This window comes from Paenibacillus sp. FSL R5-0923 (assembly GCF_038009145.1).
Lineage (GTDB): Bacteria > Bacillota > Bacilli > Paenibacillales > Paenibacillaceae > Paenibacillus_AQ.
The window spans coordinates 2,218,187-2,240,247 of sequence record NZ_JBBPAT010000001.1; the positions used below are offsets into that span (position 1 = coordinate 2,218,187).

General features: G+C 45.2%; 19 protein-coding genes and 1 pseudogene. 15 read left to right on the plus strand and 5 right to left on the minus strand.

Features of this window, described 5'->3' with window-relative positions; translation table 11 throughout:
• Window positions 1–4: 4 nt before the first annotated feature.
• On the minus strand, window positions 5–1,600 hold the full coding sequence (gene spoVB / locus MKX35_RS09875; RefSeq protein WP_076284844.1) for a stage V sporulation protein B: 1,596 nt from the start codon (window positions 1,598–1,600) through the stop codon (window positions 5–7).
• Window positions 1,601–1,796: 196 nt separating this feature from the next.
• Here spoVB and MKX35_RS09880 point away from each other — a divergent pair, with 196 nt between their 5' ends.
• The 6 genes from MKX35_RS09880 (at window position 1,797) to MKX35_RS09905 (ending at window position 8,578) form a co-directional block, all read left to right on the plus strand.
• On the plus strand, window positions 1,797–2,048 hold the full coding sequence (locus MKX35_RS09880) for a post-transcriptional regulator (protein ID WP_042191115.1): 252 nt from the start codon (window positions 1,797–1,799) through the stop codon (window positions 2,046–2,048).
• Between the two features lie 227 nt (window positions 2,049–2,275).
• Window positions 2,276–3,526, plus strand: a complete 1,251-nt coding sequence (secD, locus tag MKX35_RS09885; protein ID WP_042191112.1) for a protein translocase subunit SecD — start codon at window positions 2,276–2,278, stop codon at window positions 3,524–3,526.
• Window positions 3,516–4,415, plus strand: coding sequence for a protein translocase subunit SecF (gene secF / locus MKX35_RS09890; RefSeq protein ID WP_076284843.1), 900 nt, complete (start codon window positions 3,516–3,518; stop codon window positions 4,413–4,415). The genes secD and secF overlap by 11 nt, the downstream gene beginning before the upstream one ends.
• A gap of 165 nt (window positions 4,416–4,580) precedes the next feature.
• Window positions 4,581–5,531: a cation diffusion facilitator family transporter gene (locus tag MKX35_RS09895; RefSeq protein ID WP_042191108.1), complete on the plus strand. Its 951-nt coding sequence runs from the start codon at window positions 4,581–4,583 to the stop codon at window positions 5,529–5,531.
• A 29-nt stretch (window positions 5,532–5,560) separates the two neighbouring features.
• On the plus strand, window positions 5,561–7,963 hold the full coding sequence (gene recJ, locus MKX35_RS09900) for a single-stranded-DNA-specific exonuclease RecJ (protein WP_076284842.1): 2,403 nt from the start codon (window positions 5,561–5,563) through the stop codon (window positions 7,961–7,963).
• Window positions 7,964–8,059: 96 nt separating this feature from the next.
• A complete protein-coding gene (locus MKX35_RS09905; protein WP_042191103.1) occupies window positions 8,060–8,578 on the plus strand; it encodes an adenine phosphoribosyltransferase in 519 nt (172 codons plus the stop codon).
• A gap of 207 nt (window positions 8,579–8,785) precedes the next feature.
• Here MKX35_RS09905 and uraA read toward each other — a convergent pair whose 3' ends face one another.
• Window positions 8,786–10,099 carry a uracil permease gene (gene uraA / locus MKX35_RS09910; protein WP_042191101.1) on the minus strand — a complete coding sequence of 438 codons (1,314 nt, stop codon included), beginning with the start codon at window positions 10,097–10,099 and terminating at the stop codon, window positions 8,786–8,788.
• A 306-nt stretch (window positions 10,100–10,405) separates the two neighbouring features.
• Here uraA and MKX35_RS09915 point away from each other — a divergent pair, with 306 nt between their 5' ends.
• Together MKX35_RS09915 and dtd are read left to right on the plus strand one after the other, a co-directional pair.
• A complete protein-coding gene (locus MKX35_RS09915) occupies window positions 10,406–12,586 on the plus strand; it encodes a RelA/SpoT family protein (RefSeq protein WP_076284873.1) in 2,181 nt (726 codons plus the stop codon).
• Between the two features lie 21 nt (window positions 12,587–12,607).
• The gene (dtd, locus tag MKX35_RS09920; protein WP_076284841.1) at window positions 12,608–13,051 is read left to right on the plus strand and encodes a D-aminoacyl-tRNA deacylase; all 444 of its coding nucleotides are present in this window, start codon (window positions 12,608–12,610) and stop codon (window positions 13,049–13,051) included.
• A gap of 165 nt (window positions 13,052–13,216) precedes the next feature.
• Here dtd and MKX35_RS09925 read toward each other — a convergent pair whose 3' ends face one another.
• The 3 genes from MKX35_RS09925 to MKX35_RS09935 form a co-directional block, all read right to left on the minus strand.
• Entirely contained in the window at window positions 13,217–14,338 is a 1,122-nt protein-coding gene (locus tag MKX35_RS09925; RefSeq protein WP_076284840.1) for a TolB family protein, read from the minus strand.
• Between the two features lie 130 nt (window positions 14,339–14,468).
• A complete protein-coding gene (locus tag MKX35_RS09930; RefSeq protein ID WP_179085779.1) occupies window positions 14,469–15,932 on the minus strand; it encodes a sensor histidine kinase in 1,464 nt (487 codons plus the stop codon).
• 2 nt (window positions 15,933–15,934) lie between these two features.
• Window positions 15,935–16,627, minus strand: coding sequence for a response regulator transcription factor (locus tag MKX35_RS09935; protein ID WP_076284838.1), 693 nt, complete (start codon window positions 16,625–16,627; stop codon window positions 15,935–15,937).
• A 103-nt stretch (window positions 16,628–16,730) separates the two neighbouring features.
• Between MKX35_RS09935 and MKX35_RS31850 the strand changes: the two are divergent.
• The 7 genes and pseudogenes from MKX35_RS31850 to aspS all read left to right on the plus strand — a co-directional run.
• A pseudogene (locus MKX35_RS31850) lies at window positions 16,731–16,826 on the plus strand (hypothetical protein); the annotation flags it as partial.
• A gap of 84 nt (window positions 16,827–16,910) precedes the next feature.
• A complete protein-coding gene (locus MKX35_RS09940; RefSeq protein WP_179085778.1) occupies window positions 16,911–17,066 on the plus strand; it encodes a hypothetical protein in 156 nt (51 codons plus the stop codon).
• Between the two features lie 148 nt (window positions 17,067–17,214).
• Window positions 17,215–17,724 carry a type 1 glutamine amidotransferase domain-containing protein gene (locus MKX35_RS09945; RefSeq protein ID WP_076299701.1) on the plus strand — a complete coding sequence of 170 codons (510 nt, stop codon included), beginning with the start codon at window positions 17,215–17,217 and terminating at the stop codon, window positions 17,722–17,724.
• A 44-nt stretch (window positions 17,725–17,768) separates the two neighbouring features.
• Window positions 17,769–18,218 (plus strand): hypothetical protein, encoded by a 450-nt coding sequence (locus tag MKX35_RS09950; RefSeq protein ID WP_076284836.1) that lies wholly within the window; start codon window positions 17,769–17,771, stop codon window positions 18,216–18,218.
• A gap of 351 nt (window positions 18,219–18,569) precedes the next feature.
• Complete coding sequence (locus MKX35_RS09955) at window positions 18,570–18,710, plus strand: hypothetical protein (RefSeq protein ID WP_339266673.1); 141 nt, start codon at window positions 18,570–18,572, stop codon at window positions 18,708–18,710.
• 189 nt (window positions 18,711–18,899) lie between these two features.
• Window positions 18,900–20,153 carry a histidine--tRNA ligase gene (hisS, locus tag MKX35_RS09960; protein ID WP_076299700.1) on the plus strand — a complete coding sequence of 418 codons (1,254 nt, stop codon included), beginning with the start codon at window positions 18,900–18,902 and terminating at the stop codon, window positions 20,151–20,153.
• 81 nt (window positions 20,154–20,234) lie between these two features.
• On the plus strand, window positions 20,235–22,013 hold the full coding sequence (gene aspS, locus MKX35_RS09965) for an aspartate--tRNA ligase (protein ID WP_042191089.1): 1,779 nt from the start codon (window positions 20,235–20,237) through the stop codon (window positions 22,011–22,013).
• Window positions 22,014–22,061: the final 48 nt, after the last annotated feature.

Here is a 22,061-nt window from a genome sequence, read left to right on the forward strand (position 1 = left end):
CATTCTAAAGCCAACGCTTAATGAAAGGCAGTCGATCCAAATCACGAAGGGAAATAAGGCCAGCTAATAGACTGAGACCGAAATACAGGGCCATTCCTACCGCAGAGGCAAATAAAAATTGAATCCATTGTGCTTCTGCAATGGGAATGGAGATGTATACATAACGCACGCCTGCTCCCATAATGATCATTGCACATAAAGTCTTAATGGTATCGGTTATTCGTAAGGATAATGAAATTAGACTGACTACGCTGTACCCGTGCAGCAGAGTAACAAGAACGCTGTTCACAATAATGGCGATGATTGCGCCGTAGATTCCGTATTCTGGCTGTGAAGCTAATATAACAATCAGAATGATTTTGACTACTGCCCCAATAAGAGTATTGATGAGTGCCCTTCCCGGTCTGTCCATAGCTTGAAGTGCAGCTTGTAAGGGTGCTTGAACATAGATGAACAAAGCGAAAGGGGCCATTAGTTTTAGCATAGGAGCGGTGTCCGGATTTCCGTATAACAAGTTGCATAGTGGGACTGCCAGTACATACATAAGAACAGCAAAGGGAGCCCCTGTTACAAGAGCGAGTCGAAGAGCTTGGTGCATTCGTTTGTGAATGGTAGGCAAGTCCTTTCTCGCGGCAGCCTCGGATAAGGAGGGAACCAAAGACACTGCGAGAGAGGAAGTTAACGCACCGGGAAGCAACAGTAAGGGGATAACCATTCCTTGTAAAGACCCATATTGAGCAGTCGCGGCGGCTGTTGCGATTCCGGCTAGTGCAAGACTACGTACGGTAATTATAGATTCCAGTAGATAGGAAAAAGAACCGACAAGCCGGCTTGCCGTAACAGGAATTGATACACCTAGTAAACGCCGTAGTATGGGGGAAGTTAATTGTACGGCATCTGGATCAGGAGGTATAACTTCCTTCTCAATCGTTTGCTGTTCTAGGATGGGGGTTGTTTTTTTATCCTTTTTCGTGATGACATAATATTGCCACAGAATGGCTAACATTCCGCCAATCTCTCCCACCGTTACGCCTAGCATCGCCCCTGCAGCTGCAAAAGCGATACCTTTAGGTAACAGCAGCCAAGAGAACCACAGCATAAAAAATATTCGCACGATAGACTCAAAAACGGAAGAAAGTGCGGAAGGAATCATGTTCTGCCTACCTTGAAAATACCCGCGGTATATTGCAGATACAGCAACAATTCCAATCATTGGGATCATGGCAATAAAAGTATAATAAACTCTGTGGTCTGTTAAGATCACATTGGAGACCCATGAAGCACTGACCAGCGCAACAATGGTAAAGAAGATTCCTAGTCCGACACTAAGAGTAAGGCCAGTCCGTAAAATTTGCCGCGATTTCTCAGGGCGGTTCTCTCCCTCTGCTTCCGCTACCATCTTTGCAATTGCTAGGGGAAGTCCGCCTGTGATAACAGTAGCCAGTACGATAAAGAAAGGGTACGCGAGCTGATATAGACCCACACCTTCTGCTCCAATGATGCGTGGCAAAGCAATTCGGGGTATAAATCCAAGCATTCGATTAATGATGCCGGCGGCAAGCAAGATTAAAGTTCCTTGTATAAAGCTCTGTTTCCTCAAAGGTCACGCCTTCTTCCCCAAATGAAATGAAACGCTGGCCAACTTGTCTATTCTTATGGATATGCTATACCCCTATCCCGGCATGCCTTGTTTTAGTAGTTGTAACTTTTTATGACGGAAGGAGGAAAGCAGAGAACTTGGGTCGAATACCTATGGTAAGCATACGAACACGAGCGATCTTTGGAGGTGTCATCACGTGGAATCGGAACAGTGGAATCATGATCAACATAGTGAAGAAATCGAAGCCATGTGCCGCAGCAAAGCTGAAGAATTCCGGCTCCTCGGCTATGAGTATGTAACCAGCAAGGATATTTGGGATTGTATCAGTCGTAATTATGATAAGGACGGAATGCCTCCCTTACATAAGCTGGTAAATGATATTTATTCCTTAAAAGCCAATAGTTACATGACTTATTTGACTCTTGCAGCTTATCGGGGGTTGAACTGAACAATACACATCTCGCTTCTTTTCTTTGCGAAAAGCCTTATAAAGCAGTAAAGTAAGAGAATAATAATAACTTCACATCTCCTATATAAACGGATGTCTTGCTGATATGTGCAGGGGCGGCCGTTTCTTTGTGTGAGTATAGCTATGACTATGCTGTGAATTGACGGTCATTTCACGTGTAGCTATAATAGGAATATTGAGTGAATGAAAGGGGAACTAGCTAGAGCATGAAGAGACTAATGGGCTTTATTATTACCGTGCTCGTTTTGACAGGCGTCATGGCATTTACTACTCCTGGACTGCTGGACAAGGTTAGACTTGGTCTTGACCTGAAAGGCGGATTTGAGATTTTGTACCATGCAGAGCCTATGGAAGCGGGAGCAGCGTTGTCCCGAGCTTCACTGTTGAAAACAGCAGAAAGTTTGGAAAAACGGGCCAATGCGCTCGGAACCAGTGAACCAGAGGTTACAACTGAAGGTACTGACCGTATTCGTCTGAAAATTGCAGGCGTTACTGATGAAGCCGAGGTTCGTAAGAAGATGAAGGAGCCTGCAGTTCTGACTTTCCGTAGTGCTGCTGAAGGTGACGCTGAAGGTACTTACAGCAAGATCGAACTGGTAGGTAGTGATTTTGTTGAAGGTGCGGCAGAGGTTGGACGGGATAACCTGAATCAGCCAATCATCAGTATCAAAATAAAGGACAAGGATAAATTCGCAGAGATTACAAAACGCCTCTTAGGAAAGAATCTCGCAATTTATTTGGATGAGAACAAACTATCTGACCCTACGGTACAAGCAGTACTTACCGATGGTAGTGCGTCTATTTCCGGTCAGTATACAATTAAAGAAGCACGTGAACTGGCTGACACTATTAATCTTGGTGCGTTGCCACTGAAACTTACTGAGAAATACTCCCAAAGTGTGGGTGCAACACTTGGTAAACAATCGCTTGATCAAACGATCAAAGCCGGTCTTTTGGGTTCTTTGATTATTCTTATCTTCATGATCGGTATGTATCGCTTGCCAGGTCTCTTGGCTAGTTTTGCGCTGATCTTGCATACATGGCTGCTAATTGTAGTCTTTGTCTTAGCAGACTTCACATTGACGTTGCCTGGTATAGCCGCATTTATTCTGGGTATAGGGATGGCCGTCGATGCCAATATCATTACAAATGAACGGATAAGAGAAGAAATGCGCAGTGGTAAAAGTGTACTTTCCTCTGTTAAAGCAGGTAATAAATCCTCTTTCCGGACAGTAATGGACTCCAATGTCACAACTGTTATTGTGGCAGGTGTCATGTTCGCCTTCGGTACAGGTGCAGTCAAAGGCTTCGCATTGGTGCTGATCGTGGAAATCGTTCTGAGTATCGCTACGAATCTTTATTTCTCCCACTGGTTGCTTAGCCAGCTTGTTAAAGCCGGTAAGCTGAACAAACCGAAGAGTTTCGGTGTTAAGGAGAGTGATATTCGTGCGCTTTAAGAAAGAGCTTGATTTCGTACATTTGAGTAAATTTTTCTATGTTTTTTCTATCGCCCTTACAGTGGCAGGTTTGATTTTCCTAGCAACCTTTGGATTGAATTACAGCGTTGATTTCAAAGCGGGATCTAATGTTGATATTTCTCTGTCTAAGAATTTGACATTGGAAGAGGTTAATTCAGCAGTTGAAAAAACTGGGATTTCAAGTGAGCCAAGCATTACGATAGGAAGTGAACGGGTTAACGTTCGTTATGATCAAGTGCTCGATGAGCAACAAGATGAAGCTCTTAAAGCAGAGATCTTGAAGCTGGACGAAAAAGCATCGTTTGAGATTAACACCGTGGATACTGAAATGTCTAAAGAACTTGCACGCAATGCGATCTATGCGGTTCTCATTTCTTGTCTAGGGATTATCATTTATGTAAGTATTCGTTTTGAATGGCGGTTTGCATTGGCAGCTATTGTTTCATTGATCCATGATGCCTTTATGGTCGTTGCAATCTTCTCCATCTTCCGCTTGGAAGTGGATTTGACGTTTATTATTGCGGTGCTTACGATTATCGGTTATTCCATCAATGATACGATCGTTATCTTTGACCGTATCCGTGAGAATTTGCGTTTTGGTAAACAAAAAACCTATGAGGATTTAAAAGAGCTTGTGAATAAGAGTGTGGCTCAAACGCTTATGCGTTCTCTTTACACAGCATTTACCGTATTTATTGCGGCGTTCTTCCTGTTGATTCTTGGAGGCGAGTCCATCAAGATGTTCTCGCTTGCGATGGTTATCGGATTGCTATTCGGAGCGTACTCCTCTATCTTTATTGCAAGTCCGGTCTGGCTACTGCTTAAGAAGCGTGAGAAGATAAAGGTAAAGAGCCCGGCTAAAGGGTAATGTCTCAAGAGAAATAACATGGCTACACTTGAATGAAAAAAACATCAACTTTATAATTTAAGAAAGCCGCGTCAAATGCGACGCGGCTTTCGAAATCTTTGGGGTAGTATGTCATGTGTATTGTATCATCATGAGATTACTTGCTAGTGGTAAGGGGGGCCTCGTATGAATAAAGAACGATCACCGCAAAGCAAGACGGTTGCTTGGACAGGGATCATCAGCGATGTTACTTTGGCAGTAGCTAAGGGGAGTTTTGGCTATATTTCAGGTAGCAAGGCTTTAATGGGCGATGCATTATATTCTGGAGCAGATGCTGCAGCTAAATTGGCGGATATTCTCCCATGGCGCTCTGAACAAAGCAGAAAGAGCAAGCAGCGGATAGAAGAGCGACGAGGGAATAAGGAGCCGCTTTTAGCTATACTTTTTTCGGTATTAATTCTTATGGGGGGGCTGCAAATCGCCTTCTCTGCAATCCGTGACTTAACCGAGGGACAGTCATCCACTCGCGGAGAACTTGCACTTGTAACTGTCTTACTATCTATTGTACTTAAAGAAGCTGTATTTCAATATCAATATCGGTACTTTAAAAAAATAGGTGATGGCAGTCATGCTGCTTATGCCAATAGTCATCGTTTCAGTTTGTATACTTCTATCACAGTATTAGTTGGGATATCGTTATCAATGGGGGGTACCTATTGGCATCCTCTACTCTATATGGACCCTATTGCTGCACTTTTAACAGGATGCTTAATTCTACGTAAAGGTTATTTGCTCATTGTTAATACTGTTAGTGTTAAGAATGCGCAGGAGCTACCTTCTGAGGAGGCAGCTAATTTTATTGAAACCGTACAACGTGTTCATGGTGTTATTCGTGTAGAACATTTGAAGGCACTTGAGCAAGGGAATTATGTGAATCTGCAAGTGAAGATCAGTGTAAATCCGCGTATTACGGTGATGGAAGCACAGGATATTTCAGAATGTGCAAGAAAGTTGCTGCAGCACAGGTTTGTTCATGTTGGTGAGGTACATATGGACGTAGTTCCTTATGATCCTGGTTATCCATACAAAAGTAATTATGAATTGGTGGATAATGATATTCCGACGCTGCTTCAGTAGTTCGCAAGGTGAGAGAAAGGTGAGCGCTATTGCTTTATTCAAAAACAAGATGGCAATCTCCGGCAGCCGATCCCGACGTCGTAAGGGATATGGCCCGGAGCCTTTCTATTTCTCCGCTCTTATCCTCACTATTAGTGACTAGAGGAATTGATACGCCACATGAGGCTCTATCGTTCATGGATGGCGGTGTGGAAGCTCCGCATGATCCGTTCCTTCTAAAAGGAATGGCCGAAGCGGTTCCCAGAATTAGAAAGGCTTTAAAAGAAGAAGAACATATTCTGATTTACGGCGATTACGACGCTGATGGTGTGTCCAGTACAGCATTAATGATTCATTTGCTGCGTTACTTAGGCGCTTCCTTTGATATTTATATCCCGCACCGTTCTAATGAGGGCTATGGGCTGCATAATCATGCTTTGGATTGGGCTTTACAGCAGGGTGTATCCTTGATCATTACTGTAGATACTGGCATTAGCGCCTATCATCAGATTGCTTACGCTAATGAACTCGGGATTGATGTGATTGTTACGGATCACCATGAGCCACCAGAGCTTCTCCCAGAGGCTTATACGTTGATTAATCCGAAGCTGCCCGACTGCCCCTACCCGTTCAAAGGATTGGCAGGTGTAGGTGTAGCTTATAAGCTCGCCCAGGCTATGCTAGGGGAGGAAACTCCCGAAGAATGGGCAGAGATAGCTGCTATCGGTACTGTAGCAGATTTAATGCCGCTGCTGGGTGAGAATCGTGAGATTGTTCGAAACGGTTTGGTGAGTATGCGAAATTCTCGATTCCCAGGTATTCGTGCCTTACTCGGTGTTAGCGGCGTGACCATGAGTACTGTGAGTGCGGTTAATATCGCTTTTGGAATGGCGCCTCGTATCAATGCGAGTGGTCGTCTGGATCATGCTGGACGGGCAGTGGCGTTGCTTACAACCGAGCATACTGATGAGGCAGAGCAACTGGCTGGGGAGCTTGATCTGCTTAATAAAGAACGCCAATTGGTCGTAGAAAGAATTGTAGTGGAGGCCACTGCAAAACTGGAGCAGATGACTCAGGGTGGAGAAATACCAGACATCATAGTCCTTGCTGAACAAGGCTGGAATGTGGGTGTGGTAGGTATAGTGGCTTCCAAACTGCTGGAGCGTTACTATCGACCTGTGATTATTCTGGATATTCATCCGGAGACCGGCATGTGCAAAGGTTCTGCCCGCTCTATTCCTGGACTTGATATATATGCGGCGTTATCCTCTTGTTCTAACTTAATGGATCATTTCGGTGGTCATCCAGCAGCCGCGGGAATGAGTCTGCATCGGGACGGCTTAGAAGCCTTCGCTGCGGCATTAAATGAATACGCTGCTACTGTGTTAACACCGGAGCATTTCGTTCCTGTTACTTCTGCTGATGCAGAAGTGTCGATTTCCGATTTGTCCCTACAGACCGCGCTTGAATTGGAAAGGCTTGCACCTTTCGGGATGTCGAATCCATTGCCAAAGTTCATCATTCGCGGGGCTACAGTGAAAGAGACACGCACCATGGGGCAAGAAGGAAAACACTTGAAGATCGTCTTGCAACAGGGTAAGAGTACGATCGAAGCCTTGGCTTTTGGTAAAGGGGATTTGGCTAAGCTGCTCCCTGTGGGCACCCCGATCAATGTGCTGGCTGAACTGTCGATCAACGAATGGAATGGCTCAAGGAAACCACAGCTGATGCTACAGGATTTATCAGTTCAGGATGCTCAATTATTTGATCTTCGTGGTGCTGCTGACGCTGTGCGGCAGGCTGCGCATATTAGAGAGCTGCTACTTCCCTATAGTGGTGCTGGCCCATATCGTGCTGCAGCAGTATTCCAGAGTGGACGTATGTCTTCACAGACTGAATTGATAGGAATGTCCTTCTGGGTATATGATAAAGAAGCTGGCATTAGCGCCGCTATTAAGGATGATTCGATTCAGGAGTCAGGGCATGTCTCACTGTTATGTCTACTGGATATGCCGGAGACTCCTGAACAACTAGACGCGTTACTAAAGGCTTTTCCTAATGCTGATAATATTGCGTTATTGCATTCTATAAAGGATGGCCGAGAACGACTTATCATTCCGACACGGGATCATTTTAAAATACTCTATAAATTGCTGGCTTCGATCACTGCTGTTGCAACGCCAGAACATGAAGTGCTGCTGCGGCTAAGTCGACAATCCTCATTAAGTATTCGAATGCTTAGTAATATGCTAGATGTGTTCGAGGAGCTGGATTTTATCGAAAGAAGTCAAGGAAGTGTGACCTTTATTACGCAGCCTACAGCTAAAAGCCTTACAGCATCAAGACATTTTGTTAGACTGGGGCAGATGGCGGAAATGGAGCAGTACTTCATGGAAGGTAGCTTGTCTGAACTGCAGGATTGGATGTTATCACGCCGTTTAGGCGTATCATAAAGACTAAACAAAACAAAGCAGACGCTTACGAAGTAAGTTTTGTCGAACCGGACTCAAAGTAGCATATGCTAACAAAACTTTTAGGAGATGAAAAATTTGGATTTTAAAGATAGTATTCGCGTGATTCCTGATTTCCCAAAAGAAGGTATTAGTTTTAAAGATATCACCACCTTGTTAAAAGATGGTGATGCATATCGCCAAGCGATTGATGCCTTGAAAGCTCTTGTATCCCACTTAGAAATCGATGTGATCGCTGGACCGGAAGCACGTGGTTTTGTAGTTGGTGCACCTCTTGCTTATGCATTGGGTGTAGGCTTTGTGCCGATTCGTAAGAGTGGTAAACTGCCGTATGAGACTATCGAGGTTGGATATGATCTTGAATATGGTAAAGACACACTTGCTGTTCACACGGATGCCATTAAGCCTGGACAAAATGTATTGATTGCTGATGATTTGTTAGCAACAGGAGGTACTATAGCTACTTCGGTTAACCTTGTGGAGCAGCTTGGTGGTAAAGTGGTAGGCGCAGCGTTTTTGATTGAATTAGTTGAGCTTGCTGGACGTAATAAGCTTTCTGGAATTGAAGTTATTACATTAGTTGATTACGAAGATTAATGCGATAAACTTGTCTTTTCCCGGGAAATAAATCGGGATTTATGTATCGAATAATGTGGAAAAGTGCAAACAACAGCAATTCTCTGTTACTACTAGCGGAGGGTTGCTGTTTTTCGATTTTTTGGTCAAAAGAGATACGAAAAAAGACTGCCCAATCCATAAAATGGATCTGGAGCAGTCTTTTTGAATTATTAATTCATAAATAAATTAGTGAGCAGCTTTATCGCTTTCTCCACCTTCATTAGACAGTCCAAGAACTTCAATGAGTTTGAAGAATAGGGCTAGAACGATACCAACAATCGTAGCTAGAGCCATACCACTGAGTTTTACGCTACCCATAGTAAGGGTTGTACCACTAATTCCGACAACAAGCACCAACGTAGCCATAATCATGTTAGTGGCTTTGGAAAAATCAACTTTTTGCTCTACGAAGATTCGCAGACCGGATGCGGCAATTACACCGAACAACAGTAGTGATACACCACCCATTACAGGTGTTGGGATGTTAGCGATAACGGAGGAGAAAGTTCCAGAGAACGATAGCAGAATCGCAATCACTGCTGCGCCACCGATCACATATACAGAATAAACTTTAGTTAATGCCATAACCCCGATATTCTCACCGTAGGTTGTATTTGGAGTAGAACCGATAAAACCGGAGATAATTGTAGATATCCCGTTACCCATCAGGGAGCGGTCAAGTCCAGGGTCTTTAGCCAGATCTCTGCCAACAATATTGCTGGTTACAAGTAAGTGTCCAATATGTTCAACGATTACTACTAGCGATACTGGGATGATAGTCAGGATTACATTCCAATCGAAGGATGGAGTAACAATGGTAGGGTGAGCTAAAAAATTCGCATTAGATATTGCAGCAGTATCCACCATTTTCATAATATAAGCTAAGCCATAACCAGTTACGATACCGATGAGGATGTGAATGATTTTTGGGAAACCGCGGAAGAGTACAGCTCCAATTACGGTTACGCCCAGTGTCACCATAGAAAGTGTGATTGCTTTGCCATCTGGAGTCCAGTCTGCAACTGCAACACCTTCAGGGGCAATAAGTCCTGCCATTCGCGCGGCAACAGGCACAAGTTCAAGTCCGATCGTTGCTACGATAGCTCCCATTACTGCTGGAGGGAAGACAACATCGATCCATTTTGTTCCTGCATAACGGATGATCAAAGCAACGAGCACAAAGATAACACCTGTGATGATGAAAGCGCCCAAAGCAAGCGAGTACCCTTTCATATGATCATCTTTATGATCAGCAAGCACTGATAATACGGGTGCGATAAATGCAAAGCTGGAGCCAAGGTAAGCAGGTATTTTACCACGGCAAATCCAAATGTATAGCAGTGTGCCGATACCGTTCATCAGCAAAATCATGCCAGGGTCAACCCCGAACAAGTTAGGCACTAGCACTGTACTGCCAAACATGGCGAACAAATGCTGTAGGCTTAATAGAAAACCGGGGCCCCATGGAAGTTTTTCATTAACTTGAATTTCGCGTTGCAATGGAGTTCACTCCTCTTTCTTAATGGATATGATGTTGTCCAGCGAAAATCCGCCTTTACTAGATTAAATAGAACTGGACATTTTTACAACAACATTTTCACAAGTGTTATTAATTTGTCCGATTTTCATAACTTTTACTTCTTGAGTACCATGAGATGGCAAGTGTTGACGTAATCCCTCGTAAGCGTCATAATTATAGACAACTTTGAACAAGAGCGTAAGTTGCTTGCGAAATGATTGGAACCTGCAGATTTCAGAATGATTGCGGGTTCATTTTATTATAGAAAGGAAACGGATACGACGAGAATGGGCATAGAGCGATTAATTGATAAGGCTGGCGCCTATATAAAAGATAAAGATCTTCTCCGCATCCGGGAAGCTTATGAATTTGCCGATCAGGCTCATCACGGGCAGATCCGCAAGTCGGGGGAGCCATACATTCTGCATCCGCTGGCGGTGGCAGATATTGTCGTCAATATGCAAATGGATGTTATATCTATTGTTGCGGCGCTTTTGCATGATGTTGTGGAAGATACGACGGTCTCATTGGAACAAATCCGCACGAAATTTGGCGATACCTGCGCGATGCTTGTCGATGGCTTAACTAAGCTGGAACGCATCCGTTTTCGCTCAAAGGAAGAGCAGCAGAACGAGAATTACCGTAAGATGTTTATTGCGATGGCGCAGGATATCCGGGTCATCGTTATCAAACTAGCGGATCGTCTGCATAATATGCGTACGTTAAAGTACCAATCTGAAGAGAGCCAGCGACGTATTTCTTACGAAACGCTGGAGATTTTCTGTCCTGTGGCTGATCGTTTGGGGATTTCCGCGATTAAGTGGGAGATGGAGGATATTGCGCTTCGTTACTTGAATCCGCAGCAGTATTATCGCATTGCTAATCTAGTGCATAAGAAGCGGGCTGAACGTGAGCAATTTATCGACAGCGTAATTGGCCGTATTCGTGCCAAGCTAGATGAAATGGGCATTGAAGGTGATCTTTCAGGTCGTCCGAAGCATATCTACAGTGTCTATAACAAAATGAGTACGAAAAACAAACAGTTTAATGAGATCTATGACCTGCTGGCCATCCGTATCATTGTGGATAATATCAAGGATTGTTATGCAACCCTCGGAATTATTCATACCCTTTGGAAGCCAATGCCAGGTCGATTTAAAGATTATATAGCTATGCCCAAAGCCAATATGTATCAATCTTTGCATACTACAGTGGTAGGTCCTGGCGGAGAGCCAACCGAAGTGCAAATTCGCACTTGGGAAATGCATCGTACGGCTGAATTTGGGATAGCAGCACACTGGGCATACAAAGAAGGAACCAGCAATAATGTGAATCCTGAGAATCGGATGCCTTTTTTTCGCGAAATATTGGAGCTTCAGCATGAGGCCAAGGATGCCGAAGAGTTCGTAAAATCACTCAAAATGGACTTTTTCTCGGATCTTGTGTTCGTGTTTACGCCTAAAGGCGAGGTTATTGAGCTTCCTGCGGGTTCTGTACCACTTGATTTCGCATTCCGTATTCATACCGAAGTGGGTAATCGTACGATTGGTTCTAAGGTGAACGGGCGGATCGTACCGTTAGATCACAAGTTGAAGACGGGAGATATTGTAGAGATACTGACATCGAAGCATTCGTACGGACCAAGCCGCGACTGGCTCAAGATTGCTCAATCCTCACATGCGCGAAGCAAAATTAAGCAATGGTTCAAAAAAGAGAAACGTGAGGAAAATGTCGAAAAAGGTCGCGAAGCGATTGAACGTGAGCTGAAGCGTCTGAATGTCGAAGTTTCTGAGTGGATTTCTGATGATAAGCTTTTAGAAGCAGCGAAGAAATTTGCTTTTAACGATGTTGAGGATATGCTGTCTGCCGTTGGATTTGGTGGGATTACCGCTTCGCAGATTGCTTCCCGTTTGACGGAAAAGCTGCGCAAAGAGCAGGAAGAAGCTGCTAATCATTTAGAGCTTACTTCAGAGATGAAGGAGATCAAGTCTTCCGGCGAAAAACGTAATCAACCAACCAATGGTGTTAGTGTAAAGGGAATTGAAAATTTACTTGTCCGTTTTGCACGATGTTGTAATCCGGTACCGGGTGACGACATTGTAGGGTATGTTACACGGGGCCGGGGTGTATCTGTACATCGCCAGGATTGTCCTAATATTCCGGGTGAAGGTGACGGAGAAGAAGCAGCAAGGGTGATTGAAGTGGAATGGGAAGGTACGATGGAAGCAAACTACAGTGTGGATATTGAGATTACAGGTCATGATCGTAATGGACTGCTCAATGAAGTGCTGCAGGCAGTTTCCGAGAGTAAAACGAACATTTCTGCGGTCACTGGGCGCTCTGACAAGAATAAAATGGCAATGATTCATATGACCATTCTCATTCGTAACACGGAACATCTGCAATCCGTTGTAGATAAAGTGAAACGAGTCAAGGATGTATATACAGTGAATCGGATCATGCAATAGGGCAAGGAGCGGAGTAGTACGATGAGAGTTGTAGTACAGCGTTGTAAGGACGCCAAAGTAACCGTGGATAAGGCAGTGACCGGAGAAATTGGCAAAGGCTTAATGCTGCTAGTTGGCGTTACGCATGAGGATACAGAAAAGGATGCCAAATATTTGGCGGATAAAATAGCAGGACTGCGAATTTTTGAAGATGATGCTGGTAAAATGAACTACAGTGTCACAGAGACTGAGGGAGCGATTCTTTCAGTATCCCAGTTTACTTTATACGGGGATTGTCGTAAGGGGAGACGGCCGAATTTCATGGGAGCAGCAGCTCCTGCGGAGGCCGAGCGACTTTATGATTACTTTAACCAAGAGCTTAGAGCTGGCGGCCTTCAAGTGGAGACGGGTGTTTTTGGAGCGATGATGGATGTGTCGCTGACCAATTGGGGCCCGGTTACTCTCATTTTAGATAGCCGCAGTTAATGAAAAAAATGTCGAAGATTGCTTCCTATTTATCAAGACCTTAACATCAAAAATTTCAAACTTAAAAAGCGTCCAACATATTAGTCACGACTAATATGTTGGACGCTTTTTTTGTATTGTAATATTCGTTCTCCGTTGGTGTAATCAACATATTAATCTTGTTAATCACTTCAACACTAGCCGATAAGTCGTGAGTTTGGGCTTATTATCCACAAATGTGCTCGTCGAGACCATTAGTTGCTTGCCCGAAGGACTCCAGGCGACGGTTGCGACATCCTGGAAATCGCCGAGTTGCTCGATCTTGCCGGTCTTCGCATTCGCAACGTAGACACCGTTCATGCCGTCCCTGTCCTTGTTATACACGGCGAACGCCAAGTACGAGCTATCTGGGGACCAATCGAAGGCGTACATCTGAGTCGTCACGGCGAGCTTAGTCCGCTTCGAGGTGTCGTTCGAGTTCATGAGGAACAGCGTGCGTTCCGTATCCCCCGTACTCTTCAGCATGGCTAACTGATTGCCGTCAGGGGACAGCGACATTCTCCAGACGGATTTGTCCACGATCGTCTCTTTCTTCGTCTCCAGATTGTAGGCCGACAGTGTGTTATCGGGATTAGGGTTGACGTAGAAGAGCGTATTCCCGGTCTTCGCTGCATAATCGAATATGACGTTTTTATCTTTGCTAAGCAATACCTCGTCTTTACTAACTGTCCCAACCTGCAGAATAGCACCTTTACCGTTGCCGACGATCAGATGGCTGGAGTCTGTCCACTGGCCCCATTCCTGTCCGCCCCTATCCTTATCCGTGATTATTCGGCTAGTTCCGGTTGGCACATGCACAAGGACACCGCGGCCACCGTCCATCATGAACGAGGTGTTTTCATGGAAAAAGACATATTGGCCGTCCGGCGAGACAATCGGACTCTCATGCACGCGGTCTTCGCTCGGTTTCAGCGCCTTGACCTGCTTCGTTTTCAAATTGTAAATGTACAGCTGGGCAGGCTTCATTGGACCAGAGTCGGAATCAATCTTCTTCGCGTCCGGATTCGTCTGGGCAATTAATAATTCGTTCTCGTTCAGCCAATCTTGCGCATACAGGCCGTCAAGTCGCTCGAGTTGATCCATGGTAATTGGTTTATCGATTTGCGAATCAGGCTTCTCTGGCTTGTTCTTGTCGATGACGGTAACTGGTGGGCTATTAGTTGCTCCACCGCCGTTACTCTGTGTTGTGCTGCTGCAGCCTGCGATCCCAACCGCTAGTAATACGATCCCAACTTGTTTCATCTTCATGAATGATGTATCTCCTTCTAAGCTGTGTTATAAATCTGATAAGAGTGTACCAACAGGATGTCTCCACAGTATTTCGAATTGTTTCCAAGTTGTAAACGGATCGAGACTTGGAGAAGAGAGAAGTTATGACTTATACAGAATCATGATGATAGAGGGGAAACTGTACTTCAAACACGCTCCCAGTGGAGTCTGACCGTTTCAATTGTATGATTCCTCTTTGCTTCTCCAACCATTGCTGAACGAGAGCAAGTCCCAAACCGCTTCCTTTCGTTTCTTTTGAACGCGCCTTGTTCGCGGTGTAGAAGGGTTCAAAGATTCGCTCCTGGGATTCGAAAGGAATGCCAATTCCCGTATCAATAATTTCTACCTTTGCGTGATTCTGTTCGGTATACAATCGAATATTGACGCTTCCACCGGGGAGGTTGTATTTGATCGCGTTGTCCAGTAAATTAACGAAGATGTGTATTAAACTCTCGCGTTCCGCCCATATGGTGGCAGGTACTGTGTGAAGCTGAAAGGTTAGTCCGAATTTGTCAGCCTTGCCTTTCATAAGAGAGATGAGCTCGTCCAGCACGATATCAAGTGACACGGCTTCAGCCTGATATTCGAATTCGTACTTCTCCAGTGAGGCAAGGCGCAGCGCGTTTTCCACTAGCTTGTGCAGTCTAGACGATTCCTTGCGAATGCTTTCCATCGCTTGCTGAAACAGTAAAGGATCATCTGGGTACAGTTCCAGTAGATCGGCATATGCAGTGATAGAAGTGAGAGGTGTCTTAAGTTCATGACTAATATTGTTAATGAATTGCTTCTGTTGCTGCTCCAATACTTGTAGCTTGTCTACGACAAGCGATAGCTTCGCTTTCTCCGTTTCTAACTTCTTCATACTCGATTCGATCTCACGGCTCATGCTATAAATGCCCTCGCTTAATTCGCCAAGTTCATCCTTACGGACTAGTGGTGCATGATCAATATACGCTCCTGCTTCGATGTTGTTCGCTGTCTGCTTGAGCAGAGTTATAGCTTTGGATTGTCGGTAGACATAGAGGAAGCCGAGCAGGAAGCTGGCGAGCAGAACGGTTGACCCGGATAGGAGGAACATTGTTCTTGTCTGCCGGTAAAAGGCGTGCAGCTCGCCCACGGGTCTCTGGAATTCGGCTACAGCGATCAGTTGTTCCTCGAACATGATGGGTGTGAAATAATATAGCACGTCCTGGACGTCCGAATAAGCAACCTTGCCCTGGAGTGCATACTGCAGCGCATCCGGCATAGTGGGGGAAGGAACGAGAGGCAGCGAATTCCCGATCTCGACACCGGTCTCATCGTACAGTCGGACGTGCAGTCCGTTGGATTGCCCCAATCGATTGGAGAGATCCATGCCACGATACTTCATGAATGCCTTCAAGCTGACTTGTTCCCCGGACAAGTAGCTCATCTTCACCGTCAATTCGGCGCGGTTCGTCATCTCTGCCATTTCACGCTCCAGTCCAGTACGTTGGTTGTGACGGATACTGCGTAGTACTAGCACACTAAGCACGCTCACCGTGAACAACAACAGGCCGGCGAGCAGCAGGGAGAACTTCCATCGTAAGCTCACCCTCATAAGTACTCCCGGGTGGCCTTGTAACCTACTCCGTATACGGTCTGGAGCAGACGTTGACCTTCGTCGCCCAGCTTACTGCGGATTCGCTGTATATGAATGTCGACAGTGCGCGTGCCCCCGTCATAGTCGAGCCCCCAGACAAGATCTAGTAGTTCCTCGCGCGTGTATACCCGTTCCGAATGGAGGACGAGCAGGTGTAGCAGCTCGAATTCTTTGGGCGTCAGCCCCACCTTCTCACCGGCCACCTGTACGTCACGATGTGACGGGTTTACTGTCACCGCACCAATCATAATTGGACTGTCGGAGGGAGCGTGTTCCGCACTTTTCTCGACTCGACGGTGCAGCGCTCTAACTCGGGCGACGAGCTCCCGAATATCGAACGGCTTGGTCATATAATCATCTGCACCCAGCTCTAGGCCTAGTACTTTGTCTACAATGTCGTTCTTGACCGTGAGCAATAGGATGCCAATCCCTCTCCGGTTCTCCAGCCGACGGCACACATCATAACCAGACAGCCCTGGCATCATAACGTCCAGTACGAACACTTGCGGCTGGAACGATTCAACGAGCCTAAGCGCGGCTTCGCCGTCAGCGGCCGTTTCGACCTGAAAGCCTTCCCGCCGCAGTGCATAGGCGATCGCTTTCACGATAGAGCATTCATCGTCTACGACAAGCACTCTTTTATCCATGCTGTTAATCCTTTCCACCTCGCTATTGTTGTTGTGATACGCCTATTCTACATATTGCGCTCAGCAAAAGCGAACCAATTGGGGGTTTGAAAGCAAACACCAGCTCAAACGGAAATTCCGAAATTCCAGTAAGCCTCCTTCTTCTGATGGCTACAAGTATCCTGCGCGTAAAAGTCTGCTTGTTTCTGTTGTGTTGTAAGTAGAATCTTGTGCGGATAGAGCCTCTTTGAGCTGGATAAGCTAAAGGTAGACAGTTATCCCGCACGATGCAAGGAGCTTAGCAATGAGACATTCACAGAAGGCATGGGTATGGAGAAGTATCCCGGCACTAGCGACAGGGAGTCCTGTAGAAGCCTATGCATTAGCCAAAAAGACGGAAGATGAAATTGAATCTCAAGTGATCAAAGGAAGAAGCCGTAATCTCTTACCGCGTACCTGAAATGGGTGGTGGAGGCGGCTTTTTGATGCGGTTAACCGGGGATATTTTCTGATTAGAGGTTAGAAATCATTGTGATAAGGGTAATAGACGACAAGAAAGATCAATAAGTACCTATTCATTTGCACTAGCAGAGAGGAGAACTTATCACATGAGTAATGTTGCATTTTTACTAGCTAATGATTTTGAAGATTCTGAGATGAAGGTCCCTTACGATGAAGTTATAAAGGCAGGACATCAAGCTGACATTATTGGTTTAAAGAAGGGTGAGACCTTACTAGGCAAAAAGAAGGAAGTCTCCTACGCAGCCGATAAAGCCATAGCTGACGTTCAAGCAGGTAATTATGACGCGATAGTAATTCCTGGAGGTTCTTCCCCAGAAAATTTATGGCAAAATGCAGATATTTTGAAGTTTGTGAAAGAAGCAAACGAAGCTGGTAAGCCTATCGCTTCTATTTGCCACGGACCCCAAATTCTGATCAGTGCAGACTTGCTTAAAGGACGTACCATCACCTGTTATCCTCCGTTGAAAGATGATGTTGTGAACGCTGGTGCGGAGTTTAAAGATGAAGAAGTGGTAGTTGATCGTAATTACATTACTTCGCGTACCCCGAAAGATGAGCCTGCCTTCGTTCGTGAAATATTGAAGGTCCTGCAATAGCAATTAATAACACTGAGTCTTATAATCTAAAGGAGGTAATGGTAATGACCAGAAAAATCCAAGCATATTTTAGAACGGAAAATGAAGCAGAAGGTGCTAAAATAGCATTGATTAGTTACAAGGTAGATGGCTTGGAGGTATGGCCACTCACGGACCCTATTGGGGAAGATCGTAGAATTCTGTTTCCGATAGCCCCGTTTAGTAATACGACGTTAGCCGCAGGTACAGTGGGGACGCTTGGAACGGGTAGCACTCCGGCAGCTGGAGCTATGTTGGCCCCTGGTGTTGCCGCCTCCGAAACGCGTGATGAGCCTGAGACCCATTATAGCGTGGATGAAGACCAGGTTAGTGCGGATGTAGCAGATGGAGAGCTCGAAGATGGGGATTTAAGTAAACTTCGTTATGTGATGGACCTAAGTGTTGCAGAAGAGAATTATAATGAGGTTGTGGAAACCCTTCGAGGCAAAGGAGCATTTGTAGAGCAATTCGATTAACAACAATCTATTAAAATAAACCGCTTTCATGAATGTAATATAATCGTAATATTACATACATGTTTCCTTAATATAGCGTGTTTATAATAAAGGCATGACCCCCTTTTTAATAATATATGATGATGGACCTGCAGCATTTGGCTGCAGGTCATTTTTTTTGTAACGGTTGAAGTTAAAGGTCAAAAGTTGAAAGTTGTCGAATTTTTTATTCAGCTTCGCATTTCCTGCCTTGACTTTAGCACAGTAGTTCAGTAGAATTTAAAAATATACGATTTTATCATATGGTTTTGATGACGGGAACAAGTAATTCGAGGACCCACAACTCCAGAGAGGAATCCCCTGTAGATTCAGATGATATCCAGTACAATGGATGATCTATCGTTTCTGCTTGGCTGCAAGGATTCTGTTGATGAGCGAATGAATGACCTCCCCGAGAACGTACGGCGAAAGTGGGCAATGTATATTGCCGCTATCAGTAGCCGTTATGCGTAGGCGGGCGTTAACCGCTTTGAGCGGATTCAGAATGGTTCTGATCCGGAATGTGGGTGGTACCACGGGTGTATTATTGGTTATGATAATCCCTCGTCCCTGTTTTTTATAAACAGGGCGGGGGATTTTTTGTTTTGTTTAGCATGATGAAGAGAGCAGATTTAGAGGGGTATTTTTTAGGAGGGATAGACTGTGGCTAAAGAAAGATTCGAGAAACCTACAGGAACGCAGGATGTGCTTCCGGGAGCTGTGGAGAAATGGCAGTATATTGAGGGGAAGGCTAGAGATTTATGCCGTCGTTTCAATTACCGTGAAATCCGTACACCGATGTTCGAGTATACGGGGTTATTCGAGCGTGGAGTAGGCGAAACAACGGATATTGTAGAAGGCGAGATGTACACGTTCAAGGATAAAGGCGATCGTGATCTGGCGCTGCGTCCAGAAGGAACGGCTGGTGTCGTTAGAGCTTATGTTCAGAACAAGCTTTACGGTGAACCTGATGTAAGTAAGCTGTATTATATCGGACCTATGTTCCGTTATGAGCGTCCACAGGCAGGTAGATATCGTCAATTCCATCAGTTTGGTATTGAGGCTTTTGGAGCTGTGGATCCGGCTATTGATGCGGAAGTAGTCTCCTTAGGCTATCAATTCTATAAGGATCTTGGCCTTAAGGATGTAAGAGTGGAAATCAATTCTGTCGGTAACGCACCTAGCCGTGCAGCTTATCGGGAGAAATTATTGGGTTTCTTAAGACCAATGAAGGATACCCTTTGCAGTGACTGTCAGCGTCGTATTGAGCGTAATCCGCTTCGCGTGCTGGATTGTAAGGTAGATCAAGATAAATTTACAGATGCGCCTTCCATTTTGGATAGTCTGGACGAAGAGTGCACGACTCATTTTGAAAAGGTGAAGATGCACCTTGATATCATGGGTGTGGAATTCATCATTAACCCTCGACTTGTAAGAGGACTGGATTATTACACGCATACAGCGTTTGAATATAAAGCAGCAGGTATTGGTTCGATTGATACCGTGGGCGGCGGAGGCCGTTACAACGGTTTGGTTGAAGAAATTGGTGGACCGGATCAACCGGGTATTGGTTTTGGGATTGGACTTGAACGAATTCTCCTCATTTTGGAGGATCAGAAGGTAGAGCTGGAGACGGCGAAGCCACTGGATGTGTACTTCGTAGCTCTCGGTGAGGAAGCTGATATCGAAATCTCTAAGCAGCTATATATTCTGCGCAGCCAAGGGTTCTCAGCAGAACGTGACTACCTAGGCCGGAAAATGAAGGCACAGATGAAATCCGCAGACCGTATGTCGGCACGTTATACTGCGATTCTTGGCGAAGATGAGCTGAAGAATGGTGTAATTACCGTGAAGTCGATGAATACAGGGGAGCAACGCACCGTGAAGCTGGATGAGCTGGGTCAGGCACTGGTTTAGACCATCTGACTAACGTCTTATGGTGACTGTATAGAGAAAGATTAAAAATGTATTTTTAACCATGAAGGGGAATGATAAATTATGCAAAGAAGTCATCAGTGTGGACAATTAACACCAGAACATATTGGACAGACGGTAACCTTGAACGGATGGGTGCAGACTCGCCGTGACCTTGGGGGCGTATTATTTATTGATCTGCGTGACAGAAGCGGTATTGTACAAGTTGTATTTAACCCAGACTACTCTGGCGAAGCCTTACAAATTGCTGATAAGGTTCGTAGTGAATACGTCCTGGCTGTTAAAGGTAAAGTTGTTAAACGTGATGAGGAAACCATTAACCGCAACCTGCCAACAGGTGAAATTGAAGTGCAAATTACGGACATTGAAGTGCTGAACGCAGCTAAGACACCTCCGTTCTTCATCGAAGATGGTGTGGAAGTAGACGAGTCTCTGCGTCTCAAATATCGCTATTTAGACCTTCGTCGTCCGGAGATGCAAAGAACCTTGCTGCTTCGCTCGAAAGCTTCTAAGATTTTCCGTGATTTCCTTGACAGTGAAGGATTCATCGACGTAGAAACACCGATCCTAACTAAGAGCTCACCGGAAGGCGCGCGTGATTATCTGGTACCAAGCCGTGTGCATGAAGGCGAATTCTTCGCATTGCCGCAATCTCCACAAATCTACAAGCAATTGTTGATGGTCGGCGGCGTTGAGCGCTATTACCAAATTGCTCGTTGTTTCCGTGATGAAGATTTGCGTGCTGACCGTCAGCCTGAATTCACTCAAGTCGACATTGAGACTTCATTCCTGTCACAAGATGAATTGCTTGGTATGATGGAGAAGCTCATGCAGCGTCTGTTCAAGGAAACTGTAGGAGCAGATATTGAGCTTCCGTTCCAACGGTTGACTTATGCTGATGCTATGGGCAAATACGGTTCTGACAAACCTGATCTGCGTTTTGGATTAGAGCTTGTAGAAATGAACGATATTGTTGCTACTAGCGGTGTTAAGGTATTCGCTTCTGTAATCGAAAAAGGCGGCGAAGTGAAATGTCTAAATGCTAAAGGCTGTGGCACTTGGACTCGTAAAGAAATCGATGACCTTGGACCTTATGCTGCTCGCTATGGCGCGAAAGGCTTGGCATGGATTCAAGTGAAAGACGGCGAATTCAAAGGGCCGATTGTGAAATTCTTCTCCGAAGAAGAAATTGCGGCTGTGAAGGAACGTACAGGCGCTGAAGAAGGCGACCTTCTCCTCTTCTCCGCTGATAATAAAAAGGTTGTAGCAGACGTTCTAGGCGCCCTTCGTGTTAAAATTGGACGTCAGCTCGGTCTGATTGACGATAACGTGTTCAAGTTCGCTTGGGTTACAGACTTCCCACTCCTTGGATATGACGAAGATCAGAAACGTTATGTAGCAGAACACCATCCGTTCACTCGTCCACGTGAAGAGGATCTGCATCTATTTGACACAGATCCAGGTGCGATCCGTGCACAAGCTTATGACATCGTTCTGAATGGTTATGAAGTAGGCGGAGGCTCCATGCGGATTTACAAACGCGAAGTACAGGAGAAAATGTTCGAAGCCCTTGGATTTACGAAAGAGGTTGCTTATGAGAAGTTCGGCTACCTGATGGATGCGTTCGAATATGGTACACCTCCACACGGTGGTATCGCTTTTGGTTTAGATCGTCTAGTTATGCTGCTGTCCGGTCGTACAAATCTGCGTGAAACCATCGCATTCCCGAAAACGGCAAGTGCAACAGATCTACTTATGGACGCACCTTCGCCAGTAGATGGTTCACAATTGGAGCAGCTGCACATTAAGCTGGCGCTTAAACCGAAGAAAGAAAAAGAATAATTAACTAATCGAAGCAGGCGAGGCAGATTTCTGCTTCGCCAAAGCTTT